At 68.7% G+C, this 23293-nt stretch carries 22 protein-coding genes; 4 read left to right on the top strand and 18 right to left on the bottom strand.

The genetic code is table 11. The features are described from left to right. Nucleotides 1-53 precede the first annotated feature (53 nt). Both ACT54X_RS09050 and ACT54X_RS09045 read left to right on the top strand, forming a co-directional pair. On the top strand, nucleotides 54-2147 hold the full coding sequence (locus tag ACT54X_RS09050) for a TonB-dependent siderophore receptor (protein WP_476346146.1): 2094 nt from the start codon (nucleotides 54-56) through the stop codon (nucleotides 2145-2147). 18 nt (nucleotides 2148-2165) lie between these two features. Further along, on the top strand, nucleotides 2166-4631 hold the full coding sequence (locus ACT54X_RS09045) for a PepSY domain-containing protein (protein ID WP_476346144.1): 2466 nt from the start codon (nucleotides 2166-2168) through the stop codon (nucleotides 4629-4631). A gap of 60 nt (nucleotides 4632-4691) precedes the next feature. Here ACT54X_RS09045 and ACT54X_RS09040 read toward each other — a convergent pair whose 3' ends face one another. After that, complete coding sequence (locus ACT54X_RS09040) at nucleotides 4692-5249, bottom strand: YggT family protein (protein WP_294366920.1); 558 nt, start codon at nucleotides 5247-5249, stop codon at nucleotides 4692-4694. 72 nt (nucleotides 5250-5321) lie between these two features. Here ACT54X_RS09040 and ACT54X_RS09035 point away from each other — a divergent pair, with 72 nt between their 5' ends. Next, nucleotides 5322-5948 carry an LON peptidase substrate-binding domain-containing protein gene (locus ACT54X_RS09035; protein ID WP_354318430.1) on the top strand — a complete coding sequence of 209 codons (627 nt, stop codon included), beginning with the start codon at nucleotides 5322-5324 and terminating at the stop codon, nucleotides 5946-5948. 231 nt (nucleotides 5949-6179) lie between these two features. Further along, entirely contained in the window at nucleotides 6180-7718 is a 1539-nt protein-coding gene (lysS, locus tag ACT54X_RS09030) for a lysine--tRNA ligase (protein WP_354318431.1), read from the top strand. A 38-nt stretch (nucleotides 7719-7756) separates the two neighbouring features. On the opposite strand, the gene ACT54X_RS09025 is transcribed toward lysS, so the two are convergent. From ACT54X_RS09025 to acpP, 17 genes are all read right to left on the bottom strand, one after another. Beyond that, complete coding sequence (locus ACT54X_RS09025) at nucleotides 7757-7990, bottom strand: DUF167 domain-containing protein (protein ID WP_294366912.1); 234 nt, start codon at nucleotides 7988-7990, stop codon at nucleotides 7757-7759. Between the two features lie 10 nt (nucleotides 7991-8000). Further along, the gene (gene nagZ, locus ACT54X_RS09020) at nucleotides 8001-9104 is read right to left on the bottom strand and encodes a beta-N-acetylhexosaminidase (protein ID WP_476346142.1); all 1104 of its coding nucleotides are present in this window, start codon (nucleotides 9102-9104) and stop codon (nucleotides 8001-8003) included. 105 nt (nucleotides 9105-9209) lie between these two features. After that, complete coding sequence (acpS, locus tag ACT54X_RS09015; protein WP_017758930.1) at nucleotides 9210-9605, bottom strand: holo-ACP synthase; 396 nt, start codon at nucleotides 9603-9605, stop codon at nucleotides 9210-9212. After that, nucleotides 9602-10366 (bottom strand): pyridoxine 5'-phosphate synthase, encoded by a 765-nt coding sequence (locus ACT54X_RS09010; protein WP_294366902.1) that lies wholly within the window; start codon nucleotides 10364-10366, stop codon nucleotides 9602-9604. The genes acpS and ACT54X_RS09010 overlap by 4 nt, the downstream gene beginning before the upstream one ends. 58 nt (nucleotides 10367-10424) lie before the next feature. Beyond that, a complete protein-coding gene (gene recO, locus ACT54X_RS09005; RefSeq protein WP_294366900.1) occupies nucleotides 10425-11207 on the bottom strand; it encodes a DNA repair protein RecO in 783 nt (260 codons plus the stop codon). Nucleotides 11208-11428: 221 nt separating this feature from the next. After that, entirely contained in the window at nucleotides 11429-12415 is a 987-nt protein-coding gene (gene era / locus ACT54X_RS09000; RefSeq protein WP_294367615.1) for a GTPase Era, read from the bottom strand. Between the two features lie 80 nt (nucleotides 12416-12495). Continuing rightward, nucleotides 12496-13179 (bottom strand): ribonuclease III, encoded by a 684-nt coding sequence (gene rnc / locus ACT54X_RS08995; protein WP_294367614.1) that lies wholly within the window; start codon nucleotides 13177-13179, stop codon nucleotides 12496-12498. A gap of 61 nt (nucleotides 13180-13240) precedes the next feature. Next, on the bottom strand, nucleotides 13241-13597 hold the full coding sequence (locus ACT54X_RS08990) for a DUF4845 domain-containing protein (protein ID WP_294366899.1): 357 nt from the start codon (nucleotides 13595-13597) through the stop codon (nucleotides 13241-13243). Between the two features lie 63 nt (nucleotides 13598-13660). Further along, nucleotides 13661-14635 (bottom strand): signal peptidase I, encoded by a 975-nt coding sequence (gene lepB / locus ACT54X_RS08985; protein ID WP_294366897.1) that lies wholly within the window; start codon nucleotides 14633-14635, stop codon nucleotides 13661-13663. Nucleotides 14636-14687: 52 nt separating this feature from the next. Continuing rightward, nucleotides 14688-16499, bottom strand: coding sequence for a translation elongation factor 4 (gene lepA / locus ACT54X_RS08980; protein ID WP_294366895.1), 1812 nt, complete (start codon nucleotides 16497-16499; stop codon nucleotides 14688-14690). Nucleotides 16500-17057: 558 nt separating this feature from the next. Further along, on the bottom strand, nucleotides 17058-18527 hold the full coding sequence (locus ACT54X_RS08975) for a DegQ family serine endoprotease (RefSeq protein ID WP_294366893.1): 1470 nt from the start codon (nucleotides 18525-18527) through the stop codon (nucleotides 17058-17060). 129 nt (nucleotides 18528-18656) lie between these two features. Next, the gene (locus ACT54X_RS08970; protein WP_476346139.1) at nucleotides 18657-19739 is read right to left on the bottom strand and encodes a MucB/RseB C-terminal domain-containing protein; all 1083 of its coding nucleotides are present in this window, start codon (nucleotides 19737-19739) and stop codon (nucleotides 18657-18659) included. Nucleotides 19740-19765: 26 nt separating this feature from the next. Then, nucleotides 19766-20392, bottom strand: coding sequence for a sigma-E factor negative regulatory protein (locus tag ACT54X_RS08965; RefSeq protein ID WP_294366889.1), 627 nt, complete (start codon nucleotides 20390-20392; stop codon nucleotides 19766-19768). 13 nt (nucleotides 20393-20405) lie between these two features. Further along, nucleotides 20406-21044: an RNA polymerase sigma factor RpoE gene (rpoE, locus tag ACT54X_RS08960; protein ID WP_294366888.1), complete on the bottom strand. Its 639-nt coding sequence runs from the start codon at nucleotides 21042-21044 to the stop codon at nucleotides 20406-20408. Further along, entirely contained in the window at nucleotides 21041-21502 is a 462-nt protein-coding gene (locus ACT54X_RS08955; protein WP_294366886.1) for a hypothetical protein, read from the bottom strand. Before ACT54X_RS08955 ends, rpoE begins: the two co-directional genes overlap by 4 nt. 50 nt (nucleotides 21503-21552) lie before the next feature. After that, on the bottom strand, nucleotides 21553-22797 hold the full coding sequence (fabF, locus tag ACT54X_RS08950; protein ID WP_114802592.1) for a beta-ketoacyl-ACP synthase II: 1245 nt from the start codon (nucleotides 22795-22797) through the stop codon (nucleotides 21553-21555). A 181-nt stretch (nucleotides 22798-22978) separates the two neighbouring features. Further along, complete coding sequence (gene acpP, locus ACT54X_RS08945) at nucleotides 22979-23218, bottom strand: acyl carrier protein (RefSeq protein WP_017758944.1); 240 nt, start codon at nucleotides 23216-23218, stop codon at nucleotides 22979-22981. Nucleotides 23219-23293 lie beyond the last annotated feature (75 nt).

Here is a 23293-nt window from a genome sequence, read left to right as displayed (position 1 = left end):
CAACAGCGCGCATCGGCGCGCTTTTTTGTGGCCGCACGCCGACCCGCCTGCTCATGAGAAGACTGCTCCCTGTCGCCGCCGCCCTGGCGCTGCCGCTGCCCTGCGCCGTCCTGGCCCAGACCACCCTGGACACCGTGGACGTGCGCGCCGACCGCAGCAACGGCTTCGTCGCCAACACGGTGGAGGCGGGCACCTTCCGCGGCGGACAGCTGATGGACGTTCCGGCCACCGTGAATGCCGTCACCAGCGCCGTCATCGAACTGCAGGCGGCCGACAGCGTCTACGACGTGCTGCGCAACACCGCCGGTGTCACCCGCCAGCAGAACGGCGGCGACACCTTCGACCAGCTGGTGATCCGCGGGATCGGGGTCGAGAACCGCACCAACTACCGGCTCAACGGCTCGCTGGCCATCCCCAACATCTCCGAGATCCCGATGGAGAACAAGGAGCGGGTGGAGGTGCTGAAGGGCGCCTCGGCGCTCTACTACGGCTTCACCTCGCCGGCCGGCATCGTCAACTTCGTGACCAAGCGGGCCGGCGCCACACCGGTGACCAGCGTGGGCGTGAAGGTGGACGACCATGGCGGCGCGCAGGGCCTGGTGGACATCGGCCGGCGCTTCGGCGCGGACGATCAGTTCGGCGTGCGCATCAATGCCGCGGGCGGCAGCCTGGGCTCGGCCATCGGCGGCGTGGACGGCAACCGCCAGATGCAGTCGCTGGCCTTCGACTGGCGCGTGAACTCGCAGCTGACCCTCAAGGCCGACATCGAGCACTACCAGAAGCGCATCGTGGAGCAGGCCGGCATCGCCCGGCCGGCGGCAGTCAACGGCGTGATCACGCTGCCGGCCCTGCCCGACCCCACCCGGCTGCTCGGCCCCACCTGGGCGCCTTTCTCCGCCGAGGTGACCAACACCCAGCTGCGCGCCGACTACTCGATCAACAGCGACTGGGCGCTGATGGTCGAGGCCGGTCGATCCGACGCCGAGCGCGACCGCGGGCTGGCGACCTTCAGCAACTACAACGTGACGACGGGCCGGGGCCGCATCACCGGCACCGTGCAGCACCTGGAGCAGACCTCGCAGCTGCTGCGCACCGAGCTGTTCGGCACCTTCCAGACGGGCAGTCTCCAGCACGAGCTGACCCTGGGCGTGGCACGGGCCGACAAGAGCCAGGCACCGCTCTACAACCGCAGCTACGGCAGCGCCAGCACGGTGCAGTACCTGTACGCCCCGCTTCCCATCGCGCCCCTGGCGCTCAGCAGCCGCACGCTGGTGCCCACCAACGGCTTCCAGGACAGCAGCGACCTGGGCCTGTACGCGCTGGACCGCATCGTGATCTCGCCCGAGTGGCAACTGGTGGCCGGCGTGCGCCACACGCGTTACCAGAGCGTGCAGGGCGCCAGCACCACGCTGCCGGTGATCGCCTACGACGTCGACAAGACCTCGCCGCTGCTCGCGCTGACCCACAAGTTCACGCCGGACCTGGCCGTCTACGGCTCCTATGCGCAGGGTGTGGAGGAAGGCGAGGCGGCGCCCGCCGGCACCACCAACCAGAACCAGCGGCTGGCCCCGGGCGTGAGCAAGCAGAAGGAACTCGGCCTGCGCTGGCAGGCGCCCACCGGCACGATGTTCTCGGCCGCGGTGTTCGACATCGACCGGCCCGGCACCTACACCAACAGCGCCAACACCTTCGTGGGCGACGGCCGGCAGGTCTTCCGCGGGCTGGAGCTGTCGGCCCAGGGCCAGATCACGAAGCAGCTGGCCTGGCAGGCCTCGGGCCAGCTGCTGAACGCCGCCTTCCGCGACATCAACGCCCAGTACAACGGCAAGATGCCCGAGAACACGGCGCGCAAGACGGCCAGCCTGTTCCTGTCGTATGACATCGCAGGCGTGCCAGGGCTTTCGATCAACGGCGGCGCCTACTACACGGGCCGACGGCCCATCGACGACCTGAACCAGGGCTTCATCGGCGGCTACACGCTGTTCGACGTGGGGGCGCGCTACGTGACGCAGCTGTTCGGCAGGCGCACCCAGTTCCAGCTGAACTTGGAGAACGCCGGCGACAAGCGCTACTGGTCGGCCGCCGGGACGCGTCTGGCTGTCGGCACGCCGCGCACCGTGAAGGCCTTGATGAAGGTCGACCTGTGAGCGCAGCGAGAGGCTGACATGCGCTGGACCTGGCGCCAAGTCCTGTTCCAGTTGCACTGGCTGGCCGGCATCACGGCCGGCACGGCGCTGGCGGTCATCGGCAGCAGCGGCGCGCTGCTGGCCTACCGCGCGGAGATCGTCCAGGCGTTGAATCCGGCGCTGTTCCAGCGCCAGCCGCCCATGCCCGGCGCTGCGCCGCTCGACCCCGCCGCGCTGGTCGCCGCCGTGCAGACGCGTGACCCGAAGGTACAGGTGCAGACGCTCACCCTGCGCGAGCAGGCCGGCTGGCCCGTGCGCATCGGCCTCGCAGCGGCGCCCGGCCAGCGCCGCGGCGCACAGCACTGGCTGGACCCGTGGACCGCCGAGCCGCTGCCCGAGCCGCAGGGCGACGAATTCTTCGAGACCGTCGAATCGCTGCACCGCTGGCTGCTGCTGCCGCGCGACATCGGCAAGCCGGTGACGGGCGTGCTCGCGGCCTCGCTGTTGTTGCTGGCCCTCTCCGGCCTGGTGCTGCGCTGGCCGCGCCGGACGCTGGACTGGCGCGCCTGGCTGCGCGTGGACTTGCGCCTGCGCGGCCGCGCGCTGCTGTGGAACCTGCATGCGGTGGCGGGCACGCTGGCGCTGCTGTGCTACCTGGTGTCGGGGCTGACCGGCGTCTACTGGGGCTTCGACGCCGTGCGTGCGGCGGTGGACGGCGCGGTGGGCGAAGGACAGGCGGTGCGCATGCAGCGCAGCGGCGGCAACCCGGCCGGCCGCACCATGGGCGCCGCTGGCGGCGCATCGTCCGCGGCGGGCCCCGGGTCTGCGCCACCCCGCGTCGCGCCCGATCTGGACCGGCTCTGGCAGGGATTCCTGCGCGCATCGGACGGCAATTGGCAGCTGGTGACGCTGCGGCTGCCGGCACGGGCCAATCCGCGCGTCGAAGTCACCTACCTGCGCCGCGACGCCGAGCACGAGCGCGCCCGCAACCGGCTTTACCTGGACGCCGCCACCGGCGAGCCCATCGAGCATCGCCGCTATGCCGAACTGAGCGCGCCAGCGCGGCTGGTCAACAGCATCTATCCGCTGCACATGGGCAGCTTCTGGGGCCCGCTCGGCCAGGTGGTGATGGTGCTGGCCAGCGCCGGGCTCCTGCTCTTCGCCATCACCGGCTGGCTGCTGTACCTGCGCCGCCGACGCGAGGCAGCGGCGGCTCGGCAGGCGCGGCGGGCCTCGCTGGCCGCCGCAGGGGGCAGCGCCACACCCGAGACCGGCGGGCTGCTGATCGCCTTCGCCACCCAGACGGGCCACGCCGAACGACTCGCCTGGCAGACCGCGGCAGCCCTGGGCGCCGCTGGCGTGCCCGCCAACGTCCGGCCGCTGCAGGCGCTGGCCCCGGCTGATCTGTCCCGCCACCCGCGCGTGCTGGTCGTGGCCAGCAGCTATGGCGACGGCGAGCCGCCCGACGCGGCACGCGCCTTCGCCCGGCGGTTGAGCACGATGAGCGGGCCGCTGACGCCGGCGCCCGCCTTCGGCCTGATGGCCCTGGGCAACCGCCAGTACGGCGCCTTCTGCGGCTTCGGTCGTGCACTCGACGGGCAACTACGGCGTCTGGGCGCGCGACCGCTGTTCCCGCTGGTGGAAATGGACGAGACGGACGCCTCCGCACTCGTGCGCTGGCGCGCCGAAGTGGGCGCAGCCTTCGGCGTCGTGCTGGACGAGGACGCAACGCTGGGCCCGGCCCAGGCCGCGCCTGACTGGCTGCATGCCGAGCTGGGCCTGCGCACGCACCTGAATCCTGGGAGCGCCGGCTCGCCGCTGTTCGAGCTACAGATCGCCCTGCCCCCCGAGACCGCCTGGCAGCCAGGCGCGCTGGTGGAGATCGAAGCGCCCACGTCCGGCGAGCCGCCACGGCGCTATTCCGTCGCCTCGATCCCGGACGACGGCACCCTCAGCCTGCTGGTGCGCCAGCGCGTGCTGGACGACGGGCGCCTCGGCCTCATGTCCAACTGGCTCACGGTGCAGACCCTGCCTGGCGCACCGCTGCGCCTGCGGCTGGTCGACAACCCGGGCTTCCGGCTGATCGACGACGACCGCCCCTGCATCTTCATCGGCAACGGCTCGGGCTTCGCGGGCCTGCGCGGACATCTGCGCGAGCGGGCGCGGCGCGGCCACGGGCGCAACTGGCTTATCTTCGGCGAGCGGCACCCAGACCACGATGCCTTCTTCGCCGACGACGTGCAGGCCTGGCAGGCTCGCGGCCTTCTACCGCGGGTGGACCTGGCCTGGTCGCGCGTAGCGCCCACCGGCCGCCATGTGCAGGACGCGCTGAAGGATGCAGGCGACGCGTTGCGCCGCTGGATGGACGACGGCGCCGTGCTCTATGTCTGCGGCAGCCTGGCAGGCATGGCGCAGGGCGTGGATGCCGCGTTGCGCGAGCTGCTCGGTGCCGCGGCAGTGGAGGCGCTGCTCATGGAAGGCCGGCTGCGCCGCGACGTCTACTGAGCGGCTTCAGGCGCAGTTGCCCGGCGCCCGCCCTGTGGGGCTCGGCGCCGGCTCCGTGCCTCAGCGCCCGATGCCGTAGATGCCCACCAGCAGGTTGCCCAGCACCATCGCCACGATCTGCAGCAGCACGATGGCCACGAGCGGCGACAGGTCCACGCCGCCGATCAGCGGCACCACGCGGCGGATGGGCCGCACCAGCGGCTCGGCCAGGCGCTGCACCAGGTCGTGCAGCACCGGCGAGGCACCGGGCACCCACGACAGCACCGCATAGACGATCAGCAGCGCCGTCAACCCCGACACCGCCAGCTGCAGCAGCCCGAACAGCGACAGCAGCGGCAGCGCCACCGGCCGCAGCCCGCCGGCCAGCAGCATCAGCAGCAGGTACTTGAGCATGACGATCAGCCAGGCCGCCACCAGGCTGGCGAGGTCCCAGCGGCCCGCCGCGGGCAGGATGCGGCGCAGGGGCAGCACGATCCAGTCGGTCAACGCGAAGACGAAACGCCCCAGTGGATTGCCGAAGGGCACGCGGTGCAGCTGCATGTACAGGCGCAGCAGGCAGGCGCCGCCCAGCAGGCCGGCGATGACGTCCAGCAGGAACGAAGGGATCTGGTAGAGCATCGTCAGGAAATCGAAGGCGCCGCAGGGGGCAAGGAGGGAGTGCGATGATAGCCACGCACTTTTGCGCCCATCATGTCCGAAGCCAACGCCTTCCTGCCGCTTTTCCCCCTCGGAACCGTGCTCTTTCCGGGCGGGCTGCTGCCGCTGCGGATCTTCGAGCTGCGCTACCTGCAGATGATCGGCGAGTGCCACAAGGCCGGCACGCCCTTCGGCGTGGTCGGGCTGATGCGGGGCGCGGAGGTGCGCGCTGCCGGCGCCGCGCCCGAAGTCTTTGCGGACCTGGGCACGCTGGCCACCATTCGTCACCTGGAGTCGCCTCAATCCGGCCTGCTGGTCATCGAATGCGTGGGCACCGAGCGCTTTCGCATCCTGGAGCGCCGGCAGCAAAACAACGGCCTGTGGACGGCGCGCACCGAGGTGTTGCCGCCCGAAGCCCGCGTGCCCGTGCCGGACGACCTGCTCGGCGTGGCCGATGCGCTGCGCCAGTTCGCCGAGACCCTGCGCCAGCGCGGCGGGCCGCTGCCCCTGGCCGAGCCGCCGGACTACGACGACTGCGCCTGGGTGGCCAACCGCTGGTGCGAGCTGCTGCCCTTGCCCTCCGAGATGCGGCAGCGCCTGCTGGCCCTGGACAGTCCGCTGGTTCGCCTGGAGCTGGTGAGCGACCTGCTGGCGCAGACCCGCATCTCGGGCCAGCGCTGAGCGAACGGCGCGGGCCGCCCGCCCCGTTATCACACTGCGAGCACACAGGCTTCGCCCAGGCGGCGTTCCCGCGGCGCGCGTACCGCGTTGCACAGCGCGGCCCCGCTAAAATCGCCGGCCGCGCTGCACCGGGCCCGCCGCCCGGCGACCCTGGCGCCCTTCCCCTGACAGCCGCCCTCCCCCCGGTCGCCCCCGCGCCCGGCGGCGGCCTCCAACTGCACGACGCCCTCCATGTCCGACCACACCACGCCGGCCGCTGCCGCCCCTTCCGTTGACGACAACCAGCTGATCGCCGAACGACGCGAGAAACTGAAGGCGCTGCGGGCCGGCCAGGCCGAGGGCCGCGGTGTCGCCTTTCCCAACGACTTCAAACCCGCCGACCGCGCCGACGCCCTGCTCGCCGCCCACGGCGAGACGGCCGCCGAGACGCTCGAAGCCACGCCCGTGGCTGCCAGCGTGGGCGGCCGCATGATGCTCAAGCGCGTGATGGGCAAGGCCAGCTTCGCCACGCTGCAGGACGCCACCGGCCGCATCCAGCTCTACGTCACCCGCGACGCCCTGGGCGAAGAGGCCTACGCCGACTTCAAGAAGTGGGACCTGGGCGACATCGTCGGTGCCGAAGGCACGCTGATGAAGACCAAGACCGGCGAGCTGTCGATCAAGGTCAGCCGCCTGCGCCTGCTGACCAAGAGCCTGCGACCGCTGCCGGACAAGTTCCACGGCATGAGCGACCAGGAGCAGAAGTACCGCCAGCGCTACGTCGACCTGATCACCGACGAGGCCGCCCGCACCCGCTTCGCGGCCCGCAGCAAGGCCGTGAGCGGCATCCGCGAATTCATGGTGAGCCATGGCTTCCTGGAAGTGGAGACGCCCATGCTCCATCCCATTCCCGGCGGCGCCAATGCCAAGCCCTTCGTCACGCACCACAACGCGCTGGACCAGGAGATGTACCTGCGCATCGCGCCCGAGCTCTACCTCAAGCGCCTGATCGTGGGTGGCTTCGAGCGCGTGTTCGAGATCAACCGCAACTTCCGCAACGAAGGCATCTCGGTCCGGCACAACCCCGAGTTCACGATGATGGAGTTCTACGCGGCCTACTGGAACTATCGCGACCTGATGGACTTCACCGAAGCGCTGATCCGCGACGCCGCCACCAAGGCCGTGGGCACGCTGCAGCTGACCTACCAGGGCAAGCCGGTGGACCTGGCCGCGCCCTTCGAGCGCCTCACCATCCGCGAGGCCATCGTCAAGCACACCGAGGCCGGCGACAACGTGGACAGCCGCGACTGGCTGATCGCCGCGCTGCGCAAGCTGGGCATGAGCGAAGAGAAGGACCGCCTGGCCAGCCGCACCCTGGCCAGCCTGCAGGTGCTGTACTTCGAGGAAGTGGTCGAAGAGAAGCTCTGGCAGCCCACCTTCATCATGGAGCACCCGACCGAAATCTCGCCGCTGGCCCGTGCCAACGATGAGCGGCCCGAAGTGACCGAGCGCTTCGAGCTCTACATCACCGGCCGCGAGTTCGGCAACGGCTTCTCGGAGCTGAACGACGCCGAGGACCAGGCCGCCCGCTTCAATGCGCAGGTGGCCGCCAAGGACAGCGGCGACGACGAGGCGATGTACTTCGACCACGACTTCGTGCGCGCGCTCGAGTACGGCATGCCCCCCACCGGTGGCTGCGGCATCGGCATCGACCGCTTCATGATGCTGCTGACCGACTCGCCCAGCATCCGCGACGTGATCCTGTTCCCGGCGCTACGGCGCGAGGGCTGAACGGGCCTGTCGGGGCCGGCGCGGCGGCCTGGCCGCTCTCAGCCCTGATGCACCTTCACCAGCTTCATCCGCCCGCCCGCGCCGGCGTGAATGTCGACGGCCGCCTTGGCCACGCCCAGTTGTTTCGCCACCAGGGCGATCAGCTCGGCATTGGCCTTGCCGTCCACCGGCGGCGACTTCAGCTGGGCCAGCCAGGTGCCGTCTTCCTGTTGCACCAGCGTGCTTGCCCGGGCGTTGGGCTTGACCTTCACCTGCAGCATCGTGGTCGCCATGGCCGCGCTCTCAGACGGTGGCGGGAAGCAGCGCGCGGGCGTGGCGGTAGGCCGGATCGGCCATCAGCGCGTCCCAGCCCAGTGCCTCCCCGCGCGGCAGCAGGGCCCGACGGCGAGCTTCGCGTTCGGGCGACGGCGCGAGTTCGCCACTCGCGCGCGCCTGCGTCATCGCATCCAGGAATTCGTCCAGCACCGCGCCGCCGTTCAGGCTCTGGTTGCACAGCAGCGCCAGGTCGCAGCCGGCCTGCAGAGCCTGCAGCGCCGCCTGGGCCGGCGTCAGCAGCCGGCCTTCGAGATGGCGGGCACCTTCCATGCTGAGGTCGTCGCTGATGACTGCGCCGGTGAAGCCCAGGCGCTGGCGCAGCACCTCCTGCAGCCAGTGCGACGAGAAGCCTGCCGGCCGCGCATCGACGGCGGGATAGACCACGTGGGCGGGCATCACCGCCGCCAGGGTCGCGCTGAGCCATCGATACGGCGCGGCGTCGTCGGCCAGGATCTCCTCCAGGCCACGCGGGTCGACCGGCACGGCCACGTGCGAATCGGCCGCCGCGAAGCCGTGACCGGGGAAATGCTTGCCGCAATGCGCCATGCCAGCATCGCGCAGGCCGTGCATCACCGCCCGGGCGAGCGCCGCCACGATGGCCGGATCGCGGTGGAAGCTGCGGTTGCCGATGACGGCGCTGCGCGAGCCCGGCGTCTCGACCGCGGCGGCGTCGGCATGGTCCAGGTCCAGCACCGGCGCGAAGGAAAAGCCGATGCCGCAGGCACGCAGCTCCGCCGCCAGCACCTGGCCGAGGGCGGCCGCCGCGTTCTGTGCGCACTGCGGGCCATCGCTCCCCGACTGCCACAGCATGCCCAGCGACCGCATCGACGGCAGCGCCGTGAAGCCATCCGTGCGGAAGCGCTGTACGCGGCCGCCCTCATGGTCCACCGCGATCAACAGGTCGGGGCGCAGCGCCTGGATCTCGGCCGAGAGCGCCGTGATCTGCGCCCGGCTCTCGAAGTTGCGGCTGAAGTAGATGCAGCCGCCGACAAGCGGATGCTGCAGCCGGCGCCGGTCGTCGGCCGTGAGGGCGGTGCCGGCGACGTCGATGATGAGCGGGGAATCGGTCATGGGGTCAAGGTACGGCGCGAGGCCCGGAGAACAGACGGCGGGGCGACCGGCAAGCGCTGTGAGACTGCCGGGCGGGCGCCGATCAAAGGAACGAGCGGCACCTCCTCAGTCGCGCTTCTCGACCACCACGAAGCTGGCCGCATAGTCGGCCTCGTCGGTGACGGTCACATGGGCCGACAGACCCTGCGCCTCGAACCAGCTCTTGAGCGGATCGTGCAGCGCGATGTAGGGCTTGCCGCTGCGGTCGTTGAGGATCTCGCACAGGCGCCAGCTCATGGGCATGCGCATGCCCAGCCCGATGGCCTTGCTGAAGGCCTCCTTGGCCGAGAAGCGGGTGGCGAGGTAGCGCATGCCGCGCGCCGGCCAGCGGCTGCTGCGCTGGCGCCAGATCGCGAGCTCGGCATCGCCCAGCACGCGCTCGGCGAAGCGGTCGCCCTGCCGGCCGACGGTGGCTTCGATGCGACGGATGTCGCACAGGTCGGTGCCGATGCCGTGGATCACGAGGCAGCCGCGTCGATGCAGCCCAGGTAGGCGCGCGTGGTGGCGTCGTAACCGGCTTCGAGCGCGTCGGCGACGAAGGCATGTCCGATGGACACCTCCTTGACCTGCGGCACGGCGCGCAGGAAGTCCGTGAGGTTGTCCTGGCTCAGGTCATGGCCGGCGTTCACTTCGAGGCCGACCGCCTGCGCGGCCCGGGCAGCGGCGGCGTAGCGGGCCAGCACGGCATCGGCGTCGGACCGGCCGCGGGAGGCCGCATAGCCTTCGGTGTAGAGCTCGACACGGTCGGCTCCCACGGCGCGGGCCGCGGCCATCATCTCGGGCACAGGATCCATGAACAGGCTCACGCGCACGCCGAGGGCCTTCGCCTCGGCGATCAGCGGGCGCAGGCGCTCGGCGTCCTGCGGGAAGGTCCAGCCATGGTCGCTGGTGAACTGGTCTTCGCTGTCCGGCACGAACGTGGCCTGATGCGGGCGCAGTTCGCGAACGAAGTCCATCAGGTTGTGGAAGGGGTTGCCTTCGATGTTGAACTCGACGCCCGGCCAGTCCTGCTTCAGCAGCGCGTGCAGTTCGTGCACGTCGCCCGCGCGGATGTGGCGGGCGTCCGGCCGCGGATGCACGGTGATGCCGTGCGCCCCGGCCTGCAGGCACAGCGTGGCCGCACGGGCGACGCTCGGAATGCCCAGGTGGCGGGTGTTGCGCAGCAGCGCGACCTTGTTGACGTTGACGGACAGTGCCGTGCGGGAGGAAGTGGCGGTGTTCACGGATGGACCTTCGGCTTGGCCTGGATGGCGAACGTTGCGACCGGTGGTCGGACGCGCCTCACAGATCCTGCAGGTCGCGCATCATCTGCCGGGTGCGCAGCTGGGCGACGCCGCAATGGTAGTGGAGCAGCTGGCGCAGCTGGCTGCGCAGCGCGCCACTGGCGCCGGGCGACAGCTCGGCCACGGTGCGCAGCGTGCGGGTGAAGGGGGCATGGTCGGCGAGTGCGCGCTGCAGCGACTGCCAGCCTTCGGCACCGATGGACGCGGGCTCGTCCTCGCCGGCCTCGCGCAGCCCGGCCTCGGGCACCAGCAGGTAGCGGCCGCCCGGCGTGAGCGGGCTCAGCGTGAGGGTCTGGACATCCAGGTCGGGCAGGAAGCCGGTCTCGCGCAGCAGCAGCAGCTCGAAGGCCCGCAGGGCCGAGGCCTGCACCGCCTGCTGCGAGGCCGGATCGTGCGGCGTGCCCAGCACCTGCACGACGGCCGCATAGGCGTCGAACAGCGTCGGGTGCGCATCCTCGCGCGCCAGCAGGCGCAGCAGCAGCTCGTTGAGGTAGTAGCCCGACATCAGCGCGTCGCCGGTCGGCATGACGTGGCCGCCCATCCATTCGGCGGACTTGAGGGTGCGCACCTCGGCATCGCCGCCGAAGGCCAGTTGCAGCGGCTGTAACGGCAGCAGCACCGGCCGGAAGTTGGAACTCGGCCGCTTCGCCCCCTTGGCCACCAGCGCGATGCGCCCGTGGTGGCGGGTGAACACCTCCAGGATCAGGCTGGACTCGCTCCAGTCGTAGCGGTGCAGCACGAAGGCGGGTTCATGCGCGACCCGGCGCGCCGCCCCGGCCACTCAGTTCCCCAGCCCCGGTCGAATGGCCGCGGAGCAGGCCATGCGTGAGCGCCCGCGGAACCGGCTTAGCCGGGCCGCCAGCGAGGTCTTGCAGACCGCGCCGCCCCTCCGGCGCGACCCCTCGCCAGTCAGCCGAGATTCACAGGATCTCGGCTGTACGGGCTCGGCCCCCTTGAGGAGGGAGGCGGCTACACGAAGTGAGCAAGCAACGGGGGGGAGCATTACTCGTAGCCGAAGCTCTTGACGCGGGCTTCGTCGTCGGCCCAGCCGGAACGCACCTTCACCCACAGCTCGATGAACACCTTGGCGTCCATCAGCTTCTCCAGTTCCTGGCGCGTCTCCATGCCGATGCGCTTGATGCGCTCGCCCTTGTCGCCGATCACCATGGCCTTGTGGCCGTCGCGCTCGACCACGATGGTGGCGGCGATCTTGACCAGGCGCTTGTGGCCCTTCTTCTGCGGCGGCTCTTCCTCGAACTTGTCGACCACCACCGTGGAGGTGTAGGGCAGTTCGTCGCCGGTCAGGCGGAACAGCTTCTCGCGCACCGTCTCGCCGGCCAGGAACTTCTCGCTGCGGTCGGTCAGCTCCTCGGCGTCATACCACCAGTTCTGCTCGGGCAGGTATTTGGCGCAGATCGCGAACAGGCGCTCGATGTCCTTGGCGTTCTTGGCCGACATGGGCACGAACTCGGCGAAGCGGTCCTGCGCCTCGCCGCCGTGCTCGCGCTGCATCTGCTGCAGCCACGGGGCCAGGTCGGCGCGACGCAGCACGGTGTCGAGCTTGTTGGCGATCAGCAGCACTGGAATGTTGCGGTCGAGCAGGCCCAGCACCTTGGCATCCGCCGACGTGAAGCGGCCGGCCTCGACCACGAAGAGGATCAGGTCGACGTCGGCCACCGCGCCCAGCACCGTCTTGTTGAGCGAGCGGTTGAGCGCATTGGCATGCCGCGTCTGGAAGCCGGGCGTGTCGACGAACACGAACTGCGTGCCACCGGGGCCCTCGGCGTCGGCCACGGTGCGGATGCCGGTGATGCGGTGGCGCGTGGTCTGGGCCTTGCGCGAGGTGATGCTGATCTTCTGGCCCACCAGCGCGTTCATCAGCGTGGACTTGCCCACGTTGGGCTTGCCGACGATGGCCACCAGCCCGCAACGCTGGCCCGGGATGGGCTCGGCCTGAACGCCCGCGGGCAGCGGCGGCATGGGGGGCATGTCGGGCACCGGATCGTGGTCGGGCGCGGAAGGGACGTCGGGAAGGTCGTTGTGCTCGTTCATGACAGCAAGAGGGAGATTCAGCGGCCGCGGGTCTTCAGGCGCTGCAGCATGGTGGCGGCCGCCGCCTGCTCGCCAGCCCGTCGCGAGCCGCCGCTGCCCCGCTCGACCAGGCTCAGTTCCGGCACCTCGCACTCGACCTCGAAGGTCTGCTTGTGCGCGGCACCCAGGGTACCGACGACGCGGTAGGTCGGCAGTTTCATTTTGTGGCCCTGCAGCCATTCCTGCAGCTCGGTCTTCGGGTCCTTGGACGCGGCGCTCATCTGCGGATCGATCTCGATCCCGGCATAGAGTCGCTGGACCAGCGCCTGCGCCGGGCCGAAGCCGGCGTCCAGGTAGACGGCGCCGATCAGCGCCTCGACCGCATCGGCCAGGATCGAGGGGCGGGCCGCGCCGCCCGAACGGGCCTCGCCCTCGCCGAGCCGCAGCAGGCCGGCCAGCTCCAAGCGCTGCGCGATACCGTGGAGCGTGTCCTGCTTCACGAGGTTGGCGCGCACGCGCGACAGGTCGCCCTCCGCCTGACGGGCCAACCGGGTGTAGAGCAGATGCGAAATGGCCAGGCCCAGGACCGAATCACCCAGGAATTCCAGGCGCTCGTTGTGCTCGGCCGAATAGCTGCGGTGCGTGAGGGCCCGCTGCAGCAGGCGCTCGTCGGAGAAGGCATGCCCCAGGCGCACCTGGAGCGCCGCCAGGCTGCTGCTCAGATTCACGTGAAGACTTCCCTGTTGTGGTGGTGCCGCAGCCTGCTGGAAGCCGAGGCGGCTCTCAGTCGGTGCGGCCGGAGTATTTCATCAGCAGCCAGGCCGGTCCGACCAGATGGATCTGCTTCTCGTAGGCAAAGGAGACCACCACCTTGTCGCCCACCTTCTGCACATCGAGGTCCTTGCCCGAGATGGCGGTGAAGTCGTCGATGGCCTGGCCCCGGTCGAACAGCGAGCGGACCTCGGGCACGGTGGTGCCGGCCTTGGCCCGCTCCGCCGCCTTCATGATGGCCTGGTACTCGATCAAGGTGGGCACCAGTTGTGCGGCGACCACGCCGACACAGCCCAGCACGACCACGACGAACAACAGCCCGATGAACGAAATGCCCCGCTGACGGGTTCTGCCTTCGCCTGCCCTCATGAACTTCACTCCTTCGCCGGGATGACCCGCCCTCGTTGCCCGCCGCCACGCTGCGGCGCCTGATCAGTGGAATGGCCCGATCCGCTTGAGGTTGCCGAAGTTCATCCAGACGAAGAAGGCACGGCCCACGACGTTCTGGTCCGGCACGAAACCCCAGTAACGCGAATCGAGGGAGTTGTCGCGGTTGTCGCCCATCATGAAGTACTGACCGGTCGGCACCTTGCAAACAAACCCTTCAACACTGTAACGACAATTTTCACGATTGGGGAAGGCCATGATCTCGGCGTCCGACAGGCCTGCGCGGCGGCTGTCGTCGTTGAGGATCCGGTGCTCGACGGCGCCCAGCTTCTCGGAGTACTGCTTCGAATAGCGCATCGTGTCTTCGTCGAAGTAGTCGGGCAGCGGGTCCTTGCTCACGGGCTGACCGTTGATGGTCAGCCGCTTGTTCTGGTAGGACACCTCGTCGCCCGGCACGCCGACGACGCGCTTGATGTAGTCCATCGACGGCTGTGGCGGATAGCGGAACACGACCACGTCGCCGCGGGCCAGCGGCGTGCCCTCGGTGATCTTGGTGCCCAGCACCGGCAGGCGCAGACCGTAGGTGAACTTGTTGACCAGGATGAGGTCGCCGGTCAGCAGCGTCGGCATCATCGAGCCGGAGGGGATCTTGAAGGGCTCGGCCACGAAGGAGCGCAGGAGGAAGACGACCAGGATCACGGGGAAGAGGCCCGCCGTCCAGTCGAGCCACCAGGGTTGTGCCAGCAACCGCTCGCGCGTCTTGCCGCCGTCGTCGGTGTCGAGCCGGTCGATGCCCTGGCGCTTGAGTTCTTCGCGGCGCTGCGCCTGCGTGGCCTCGAAGGCCTGGGCCGCCTGGCGGCGCCGCGGCAGGAAGACCAGCCGCTCGGCCAGCCAGTAAAGGCCCGTGACCACGGTCGCCAGAAAGAGCAGCAGGGCAAAGTTGCCCTCCACCGCGCCGACATACCAGGCGCCGATGTAGCCGGCGAACGCGGCGAGGATCAGGGAGGTGAGGATGGGCATCGCTTGGAATTGTTCTGGGGGAAGCTGAGTGGCGGCGGACCGGCAGATCCGCTCAGTCCTCGACCTGCAGGATGGCGAGGAAGGCTTCCTGCGGCACCTCGACCGAGCCGATCTGCTTCATGCGCTTCTTGCCGGCCTTCTGCTTCTCGAGCAGCTTGCGCTTGCGGGTGATGTCACCCCCGTAACATTTTGCCAGCACGTTCTTGCGCATCGCCTTGACGGTCTCACGGGCGATGATGTTGGCGCCGATGGCGGCCTGGATGGCCACGTCGAACATCTGGCGGCTGATGATCTCGCGCATCTTGGCCACCACGGCGCGACCGCGGTACTGCGACTGGCTGCGGTGGACGATGATGGACAGCGCGTCCACCTTGTCGCCATTGAGCAGGATGTCGACCTTGACCACGTCGGAGGCGCGGTACTCCTTGAACTCGTAGTCCATGGAGGCATAGCCGCGGCTCACCGACTTCAGCTTGTCGAAGAAGTCCAGCACGATCTCGCCCAGCGGCATCTCGTAGGTGAGCATGACCTGCCGACCGTGGTAGGCCATGTTGATCTGCACGCCGCGCTTCTGGTTGGCCAGCGTCATCACCGGGCCCACGTACTCCTGCGGCATGTACAGGTGCACCGTCACGATGGGCTCGCGGATCTCGGCCATGCGGCCGATGTCGGGCATCTTGGAGGGGTTCTCCACCATGATGACCTCGCCGTCGCTCTTGAGTACCTCGTACACGACGCTCGGCGCGGTGGTGATCAGGTCCTGGTCGAACTCGCGCTCCAGGCGCTCCTGCACGATCTCCATGTGCAGCAGGCCCAGGAAGCCGCAGCGGAAGCCGAAGCCCAGCGCCTGCGACACCTCCGGCTCGAAATGCAGCGAGGCGTCGTTGAGCTTGAGCTTCTCCAGCGCGTCGCGCAGCTGGTCGTATTCGCTGGCCTCGGTCGGGTACAGGCCCGCGAAGACCTGCGGCTGGATCTCCTTGAAGCCCGGCAGCGGCTCGGTGGCCGTGAAGGCGGCGCCACCGGAGCCCTGCTTGATCAGCGTGACCGTGTCGCCCACCTTGGCGGCCTGCAGTTCCTTGATGCCGGCGATGATGTAGCCCACCTCGCCCGCCTCCAGGCTGTTGCGCGGCTCGTTGGCCGGGGTGAACACGCCCAGGTTGTCGGCGTTGTAGGTGGCGCCCGTGGCCATCAGCTTGATGCGCTCGCCCTTGGCCAGCCGGCCATCGACCACGCGCACCAGCATGACCACGCCCACGTAGGCGTCGAACCAGCTGTCGATGATCATGGCGCGCAGCGCGCCATCCGGATTGCCGCGCGGCGCAGGGATCTTGGCAACGACAGCCTCCAGGATCTCGTCCACGCCCATGCCGGTCTTTGCCGAGCAGGGGATGGCGTCACCGGCATCGATGCCGATCACATCCTCGATCTCTTCCTTCGCGCGGTCCGGATCGGCCTGGGGCAGATCCATCTTGTTGAGCACCGGCAGCACTTCGACACCGAGGTCCAGCGCCGTGTAGCAGTTGGCCACCGTCTGCGCTTCCACACCTTGCGAAGCATCGACCACGAGCAGCGCGCCTTCGCAGGCGGACAGCGAACGCGAGACCTCATACGAGAAGTCGACGTGGCCCGGCGTGTCGATGAGGTTGAGGTTGTAGACCTGCCCGTCCTTGGCCTTGTAGTGCAGCGCAGCGGTCTGCGCCTTGATGGTTATCCCACGCTCCTTCTCGATGTCCATGGAGTCGAGCACCTGCGCTTCCATCTCGCGCTCGGCCAGGCCGCCGCAACGCTGGATCAGGCGGTCCGCCAGCGTGGACTTGCCGTGATCGATGTGCGCAATGATCGAGAAGTTTCTGATGTGGTTCATCAACGAGAAGACTTAAGTCTTTGAATTTGCTGGTGCAGCAGGGCGAAGCGCACAAGAAAAAAGGGCGCGTCCTCGGCAGACGCGCCCTGAACCAACAAGCAATGGCAACTGCAGTAGTTGGAACTTCATTGTAGGCAAAACGGGGGGCGCGTACAGGCCGGCGGACGCCGGGGAAGCCTCGTTGCAGGTCAGCAACAGGAATTTATCAACACCTTATTCACAGGCTGTGTGGGTTGTTTTCTGGACAACTTGTGGGCGATCTGTGGACCGACGGTGCATCGCGACCTTGAATCCCGCATCGTGAACAAGCGATGGGTGCTTATGAAGCAAAACCGCACTGAGGCGGCCTCATTCTACCGAAATGGTTGTTAGCGCCTGAGATCCCGCCGAGGCGATGCGTCCTATCAACCTCCACCGGTCGTTCGCAAATTTTTATCCGAGAGGCGCCGTCAAGGCCGCCCCACGAAGCCCGAATGGCCTCAAAAACCAAGTCATGGATGGGGCCACTCAGAATCCGCCCGCCGCACTCCTGACGGGCCCCGACACCGTCCGCAGCGCTCAGCGGGTGGGGCGGATCAACGCGTACTGGGCCCAATCCCCACGCCGGAAAAGCACGCTGACGGCCTTGTTCCGGTCCATCTTGGCCAGTGCGGCGTCGAATTCCTTGAGGCTGGCCACTTCCACATTGCCCACCGACAGGATGATGTCGCCCTCGCGCAGGCCGGCGCGGGCCGCCGCGTCGGTGGCGGATTCGACCCGGACACCGCCGCGCAGCTTGAGATCGCGCCGCTGGGCCTCGGTGAGCTCGGCCAACGCCAGCCCCAACGACTTCGCGGCCGCCGAAACGGAAGGCTTGGGCTCTTCCTTGCCGGCGGCCGGCCGGCGCGTCGGCTGGTCGGCCTCCAGCTCGGCCACCGTGATCGAGAGGTCACGCGTCCCGCCCCGGCGGAACACGGTCACCGTGGTCTTGGTCCCTGGCTTGGTGTTGCCGACCATGCGCGGCAGGTCGCTCGGCCGCTCGATGTCGCGGCCGTCGTACTTCAGGATGACGTCGCCGGGCTCGATGCCAGCCTTGTCGCCCGGGGAGCCGCTTTCGACACCGCGAACCAACGCGCCCTGCGCCTTCGGCAGGCCGATGGATTCCGCCACATCCTTGCTGACCTGGTCGATCTGCACGCCGATGCGCCCGCGGGACACGCGGCCCGTCGCACGCAACTGGTCGCTGACACGGATGGCCTCATCGATCGGGATCGAGAAGGAAATGCCCATGAAGCCGCCCGACCGCGAATAGATCTGGCTGTTGATGCCCACGACCTCGCCGCGCATGTTGATCAACGGCCCGCCCGAGTTGCCCGGGTTGATGGCCACGTCGGTCTGGATGAAGGGCAGGTATTCGCCCGTGTCGCGCTGCTTGGCGCTCACGATGCCCGCCGTCACGGTGTTCTCCAGACCGAAGGGAGAGCCGATGGCCATCACCCATTCGCCCACGCGCAGGCGGGAGATGTCGCCCACCTTCACCGCCGGCAGGCCGGTGGCGTCGATCTTGACCACGGCCACATCGGTTCGCTTGTCGGCGCCGACGATGCGGGCCTTGAACTCACGCTTGTCGGTGAGCGTGACGATCACCTCCGATGCGTCCTCGACGACGTGGGCGTTGGTCATCACATAGCCGTCCGCGGTGAGGATGAAGCCTGAGCCGACGCCACGGGGCCGCTCTTCCTCTTGCGGTTGCTGCTGGGGCCGGTTCTGCCGCGGGACGTTAGGCAGCGGCTGGCCGAAGAAACGGCGGAAGAATTCCTGCATCTCCTCGTCCATCTCCCCCGAACCGCGGCGCGTGACCCGCTCCACCGTGCGGATGTTGACCACCGACGGGCCGACCTGATCGACCAGGTCGGTGAAGTCGGGCAGTGTGCGGGTCGCCTGAGCCGCCTGGGCCACGGCCGGCTGCATCGGCACCAGCAGCGTCAATCCGGACAGGGCGGCGAAGGCCAGCGCCGGAACGCGGCGGACCAGGGCGGAAGAAGACATGAAACGGTCTCTGTTCGTCATCCTCGGACTTCTTTCAACAACAGGGAGAGCAAAGGAGCGGGCACCACGATAGCCGCTGGGCCGCCCCTCTCGGGAGATGCCCTTGAGAAGGCCCAGGCGGCGAAAGGTTCAGCGGGTGCGCGCGAGCGCGCGGGCGAAGGCGTCCAGGGTGCGCATCGGCACCTCGCCCACGGCAGTGAGCCACCAGTCGCCCGCAGCGTCGGGGAGCTTGCGCGAGAGGGTGTAGGTGGCGCCCTGGGCCTGGGCCCCCTCCTGGCGCGGCTGGTCGCCGTAGGGCTCCAGGAACAGCGACACCGTGGCCAGCCCGTCGGAGAAGGTCCACTGCAGGATGCGCTTGCGCGGCCCAAAGAAGAAGCGCGGCTCGCCGATGGGACGCAGGTAGCTGCTGACCGGCTTGAAACCGGGGACGGGCTGCGACAGCGTCCAGCCCTCGGCGTCGACATTGACGGACTCGAGCCTGGAGCGCTCGGTCTTCCAGCCCTGGGTGTTGTCCATCATCTCGGCCAGCGCCGGAACGGGCATGGGCTCCTCGAACTGGAGTTCGGAGAAGGCCGACTGCTCCACCACGGCGCCGCGCGCATCGAGGGTCTGCAGCTTCAGCACCAGGCCCGAGCGTCGCTCGCACCACACGCGGTAGCCGAAGCGCATCGCGTCGCGGGCGACGATCTGGACCACGTCGGCCTCGATGCCGGCCACGCGGCCCCGCCCGAGCGGACGGGCGTCGTAGAACTCGGTAATGGAGCCCTCGGTCGCCCCCAGGAGATTGGGGAAGACGTCGAGGTTCTCGCGCTGCTCGGTCTTGACCAGCCGCTGGTCCGGCAGGAAGGTACGCACCAGCTCGTTGCGGCGGAAGGTGGACCGCTGAGGCCCCGACAGCGTCTCCACACGCTCGATGCACACCGGGCCGTCGCAGGCGTGCCAGATGCGCGCACTCGACAACGCGCCGGCGCCGGTCGAGACCACGAAGGTGCCCACGTATTCGGTGGTGCGCGCCGCCTCGTGCATGCGGCGCAGCCAGTCGATCGCACCTGAGCCGGTCGGCGCCTGGACAGGCGGCAAGGTGGTCGTCGAAGGCGAGGCACTGCCCGGAGGCGGCGCCGCCTGCACGCCTGCTGGCGCAGCAGCCAATACCAGCAAGGCAGCGGGAACGGTCGCGACCAGTCGGCGGCGCGAGGCGGGAGAAACGGGCATCGGCAGTGGAATGGCGATCCGGTCGGTCAGCGGGAAGGGGCTTCGAAGGTGGCGTTGCGCAGGAAGCCTGATGGCATCTGGGAGGCGCCGCCGGCCTCCTGGTGGGCTTCGAGCAACTCGTCGAGCCGCGGGTCGCGCAGCATCACCTCGGGGCGGTTGCCCACCTGGACGAGGCTCTGCTGCTGCGCGGGCGCCGGACTGACGGACGCCAGCGTCGGCGCGCCGACATCCTGCCTCGCCATCTGGGCGCCGCCGGAGGTGCCGCCACCCGACACGAAGCTCCAGCCGACCGCCGCCGCCACGGCCACCGAGGCCACACCGGCCACGATGCGCCACCGGAACACTGGTTCGTTGGCCGCCTCCGCGCGACGGCTCCATTCGAACGGGGGTTGCACCACTTCGATGGGCCGCAGCACCGGCGGCTCCTGGGCCATGCGCTGACGCAGCTTGTCGAGGAAGGCATCGCTGTCGGTGCAGGCGGTGTGCCGTCCGGTGCGCAGCGCCTCGCCCACGAGGTGGTACATCTGCCAGGAGTCACGCAGTGCGCCGTCGCCGGCCACCTGTTGCACGGCCTGCGCCATTTCGTCCGCCGGCATCTCGCCGTCCATCAGCGCCGATACCCGTTCGAGGGTCTGGGTCCTAAGCTCGTTCATGGGGTTCACCTGATCACCAACGTTTGCCCGACTGGTTCTCCAGCAGGGGTTTCACTCGCGCAGAAATCGCCTCGCGGGCCCGGAAGATGCGCGAACGGACGGTACCGATCGGGCAATTCATCGCTTCGGCGATTTCCTCGTAGCTCAACCCCTCGATCTCACGCAAGGTCACGGCCTGGCGCAATTCGGCCGGCAGCGCCTCCATGGCGGCATTCACCGCCGCAGCCACTTCATTGGCCGCGAGCACGGATTCAGGGGTTTCGTCGCTGATTGGTTCGTTTCCGCCGCGGTAAGTTTCATCGTCGTCGTCACTGCTGCGCAGCGCCGCTTCGGACACCGTCGGGTCGCGTTTCATGTCCACCAGCGCCTTCTTGGCGGTGTTCACCGCAATCCGGTACAGCCAGGTGTAGAACTGCGCGTCGCCACGGAACTGGTGCAGCGCACGATAGGCCCGGATGAAGGTTTCCTGCGCGATGTCTTCGATCAGGTCCACATCGCGCACCATCCGGCCGATGAGGCGCTCGATCCTTCGCTGGTACTTGATCACCAGGAGTTCGAAGGCCTTGGCGTCGCCGGCCAGGGTGCGCTGGACCAGCAGAAGATCGGCTTCGCCCGGATTGGCAGGCGGTGGCGGCGGCGGAGCGCTCGTCATGCCGACGCCCCCTGGGAACGGCGCCCTTCGGCGGGCACACCATCGAAAGCAGCCCGGCGCAGGGCCCGCCACCGCAGGGGATCGGCGTCCCGGTCCAGCCACATCCAGTGGGTGCGGCCGTCGGTCATCACGCACCGCACCAGCATCAGCGTGCCGAGGTCCATGAGCACGGCCAGCGCGCCGCCCGCCTGCGGGTTCAGGCCGCGAAGGTCGGTCATCGACCATTCGCCACCGGTCCAATGCAACACGCCCCGGCCAGCGGTCCGGCGCGCATCCCACGCCAGTACCACGCCCGCCACTGCAGCCAGGATCATCGCGACAGTCGCCGCATCGAAGGCGGCGAAATGGAAGCCCCAACCCAAGGCGCAGAGGCCTCCGATGCCCGCGACGGCCCCATGCAGGGCTACCGCGCGGCGGGAGGCCCCGACCGGAAAACTCACCGCCGGGGCGTGGTGCATGGGAAATTCAGAGGGGCGAAAAGCGACGGGAGGAACGCCAAGGGAACGCGTCAGACCCGCTTGAACACCAGCGTGCCGTTGGTGCCGCCGAAGCCGAAGTTGTTCTTCACCGCCACGTCGATCTTCATGTCGCGCGCAGTGTTGGCGCAGTAGTCCAGGTCGCATTCGGGATCCTGGTTGAAGATGTTGATGGTCGGCGGACTTTTCTGCTCGTGCACCGCCAGCACCGTGAACACCGATTCGATGCCCCCGGCGCCGCCCAGCAGGTGGCCCGTCATGGACTTGGTGGAGTTCACCACCATGTTCCGGGCGTGGTCGCCGAAGGCCAGTTTGATGGCGTTGGTTTCGTTCAGGTCGCCCAGCGGCGTGGACGTGCCATGCGCATTCAGGTAATCGACCTGGTCGGCGTTGATGCCGGCGTTGCGCAGGGCGGCCTGCATGCTGCGGCGCGGACCGTCCACGCTGGGCGCAGTCATGTGGTACGCGTCGGCGCTCATGCCGAAGCCCACGAGCTCGGCATAGATCTTGGCGCCACGGGCCTTGGCATGCTCGTATTCCTCGAGCACCACGACCCCAGCGCCCTCGCCCAGCACGAAGCCGTCGCGGTCCTTGTCCCACGGGCGGGAGGCCGTGGCCGGATCGTCGTTTCGCGTGGACAGCGCACGGGCGGCCGCGAAGCCGCCGATGCCCAGCGGCGAGACGGTCGATTCGGCGCCGCCGGCCACCATCACGTCCGCGTCGCCGGCCTGGATCAGGCGCGCCGACAGGCCGATGGCATGCAGACCGGTGGTGCAGGCCGTGACCACCGCGATGTTCGGGCCGGTGAAGCCGTACTTGATCGACAGGTGGCCCGAGATCATGTTGATGATCGAAGCCGGCACGAAGAAGGGCGAGATGCGGCGCGGGCCGCGGTTGGTCAGCTCGGCATGCGTCTCTTCGATCATCGGCAGGCCACCGATGCCCGAGCCGATGTTGCAGCCGATGCGCTCAGCCAGCTCGGGCGACAGCGCCTCGCCGGTGGGCAGACCGCTGTCCTGCACCGCCTGGATCGAGGCGGCGAGTCCGAGATGGATGAAGCGGTCCATGTGGCGCGCCTCCTTCTCGGAGATGTATTGGGTGATGTCGAAACCCTTGACCTGGCCCGCAAAGCGGCAAGCCAGGTTGCTGGCATCGAAGCTGGTGACGGTGCTGATGCCCGACTGGCCCGCCACGAGATTGGCCCAGCTCTCGGCCACAGTGTTTCCGACGGGGGAGATGCAACCGAGCCCGGTGACGACGACGCGGCGTTGAGTCATGCCGGCGAACCTTTCTGCAATGGTGGGTCTCCCAGACCTGGGGCGCCGTGCGCCTGAAACGTCATTGAAAGGACGGTTCCGGGAGGAAGTGAAGCCGAAGGCCCGCGAAACGGGAGAGGAGGGAGCCTCGCAAAGCGCCGGTCGTGCAGCGCAGCGGGCAAACGGCTTGGGGCTTGGCCGATCAGGCCTTCTGGTTCTTGACGGCGTAGTCGATGGCGTTCTGCACCGTCGTGATCTTCTCGGCGTCTTCGTCCGGGATCTCGATGCCGAATTCGTCTTCCAGCGCCATCACGAGTTCGACCGTGTCCAGCGAGTCGGCGCCCAGGTCGGCCACGAAGGCCTTTTCGTTGGTCACTTGCGACTCTTCCACGCCGAGTTGCTCGGCGATGATTTTCTTGACACGTGCTTCGATATCGCTCATTTAGGTTCCCTCTGAGGGTGGTAAAGAATCAAGGATTTTAGCCGGGCCGCTCCGGGCGAAGTCCCGGCAAGGGCC

The organism is Pseudacidovorax sp. DMC4, assembly GCF_056314265.1.
The sequence above is the reverse complement of the archived record's forward strand: the minus strand, read 5'-3'. Positions and strand labels throughout refer to the sequence as shown.

Bases quoted from the DNA above. Each gene is read 5' to 3' on its own strand.
- ACT54X_RS09040 (WP_294366920.1), bottom strand. From the start codon at position 5,249: ATGCTCTACCAGATCCCTTCGTTCCTGCTGGACGTCATCGCCGGCCTG.
- fabF (WP_114802592.1), bottom strand. From the start codon at position 22,797: ATGACTCAACGCCGCGTCGTCGTCACCGGGCTCGGTTGCATCTCCCCC.
- ACT54X_RS09035 (WP_354318430.1), top strand. From the start codon at position 5,322: ATGTCCGAAGCCAACGCCTTCCTGCCGCTTTTCCCCCTCGGAACCGTG.
- lepA (WP_294366895.1), bottom strand. From the start codon at position 16,499: ATGAACCACATCAGAAACTTCTCGATCATTGCGCACATCGATCACGGC.
- ACT54X_RS08975 (WP_294366893.1), bottom strand. From the start codon at position 18,527: ATGTCTTCTTCCGCCCTGGTCCGCCGCGTTCCGGCGCTGGCCTTCGCC.
- ACT54X_RS09025 (WP_294366912.1), bottom strand. From the start codon at position 7,990: ATGGCGACCACGATGCTGCAGGTGAAGGTCAAGCCCAACGCCCGGGCA.
- nagZ (WP_476346142.1), bottom strand. From the start codon at position 9,104: ATGACCGATTCCCCGCTCATCATCGACGTCGCCGGCACCGCCCTCACG.
- ACT54X_RS08970 (WP_476346139.1), bottom strand. From the start codon at position 19,739: ATGCCCGTTTCTCCCGCCTCGCGCCGCCGACTGGTCGCGACCGTTCCC.
- lepB (WP_294366897.1), bottom strand. From the start codon at position 14,635: ATGCCCATCCTCACCTCCCTGATCCTCGCCGCGTTCGCCGGCTACATC.
- acpP (WP_017758944.1), bottom strand. From the start codon at position 23,218: ATGAGCGATATCGAAGCACGTGTCAAGAAAATCATCGCCGAGCAACTC.
- lysS (WP_354318431.1), top strand. From the start codon at position 6,180: ATGTCCGACCACACCACGCCGGCCGCTGCCGCCCCTTCCGTTGACGAC.
- ACT54X_RS08965 (WP_294366889.1), bottom strand. From the start codon at position 20,392: ATGAACGAGCTTAGGACCCAGACCCTCGAACGGGTATCGGCGCTGATG.
- era (WP_294367615.1), bottom strand. From the start codon at position 12,415: ATGCCCCCCATGCCGCCGCTGCCCGCGGGCGTTCAGGCCGAGCCCATC.
- rpoE (WP_294366888.1), bottom strand. From the start codon at position 21,044: ATGACGAGCGCTCCGCCGCCGCCACCGCCTGCCAATCCGGGCGAAGCC.
- ACT54X_RS09045 (WP_476346144.1), top strand. From the start codon at position 2,166: ATGCGCTGGACCTGGCGCCAAGTCCTGTTCCAGTTGCACTGGCTGGCC.
- ACT54X_RS08955 (WP_294366886.1), bottom strand. From the start codon at position 21,502: ATGCACCACGCCCCGGCGGTGAGTTTTCCGGTCGGGGCCTCCCGCCGC.
- ACT54X_RS08990 (WP_294366899.1), bottom strand. From the start codon at position 13,597: ATGAGGGCAGGCGAAGGCAGAACCCGTCAGCGGGGCATTTCGTTCATC.
- ACT54X_RS09050 (WP_476346146.1), top strand. From the start codon at position 54: ATGAGAAGACTGCTCCCTGTCGCCGCCGCCCTGGCGCTGCCGCTGCCC.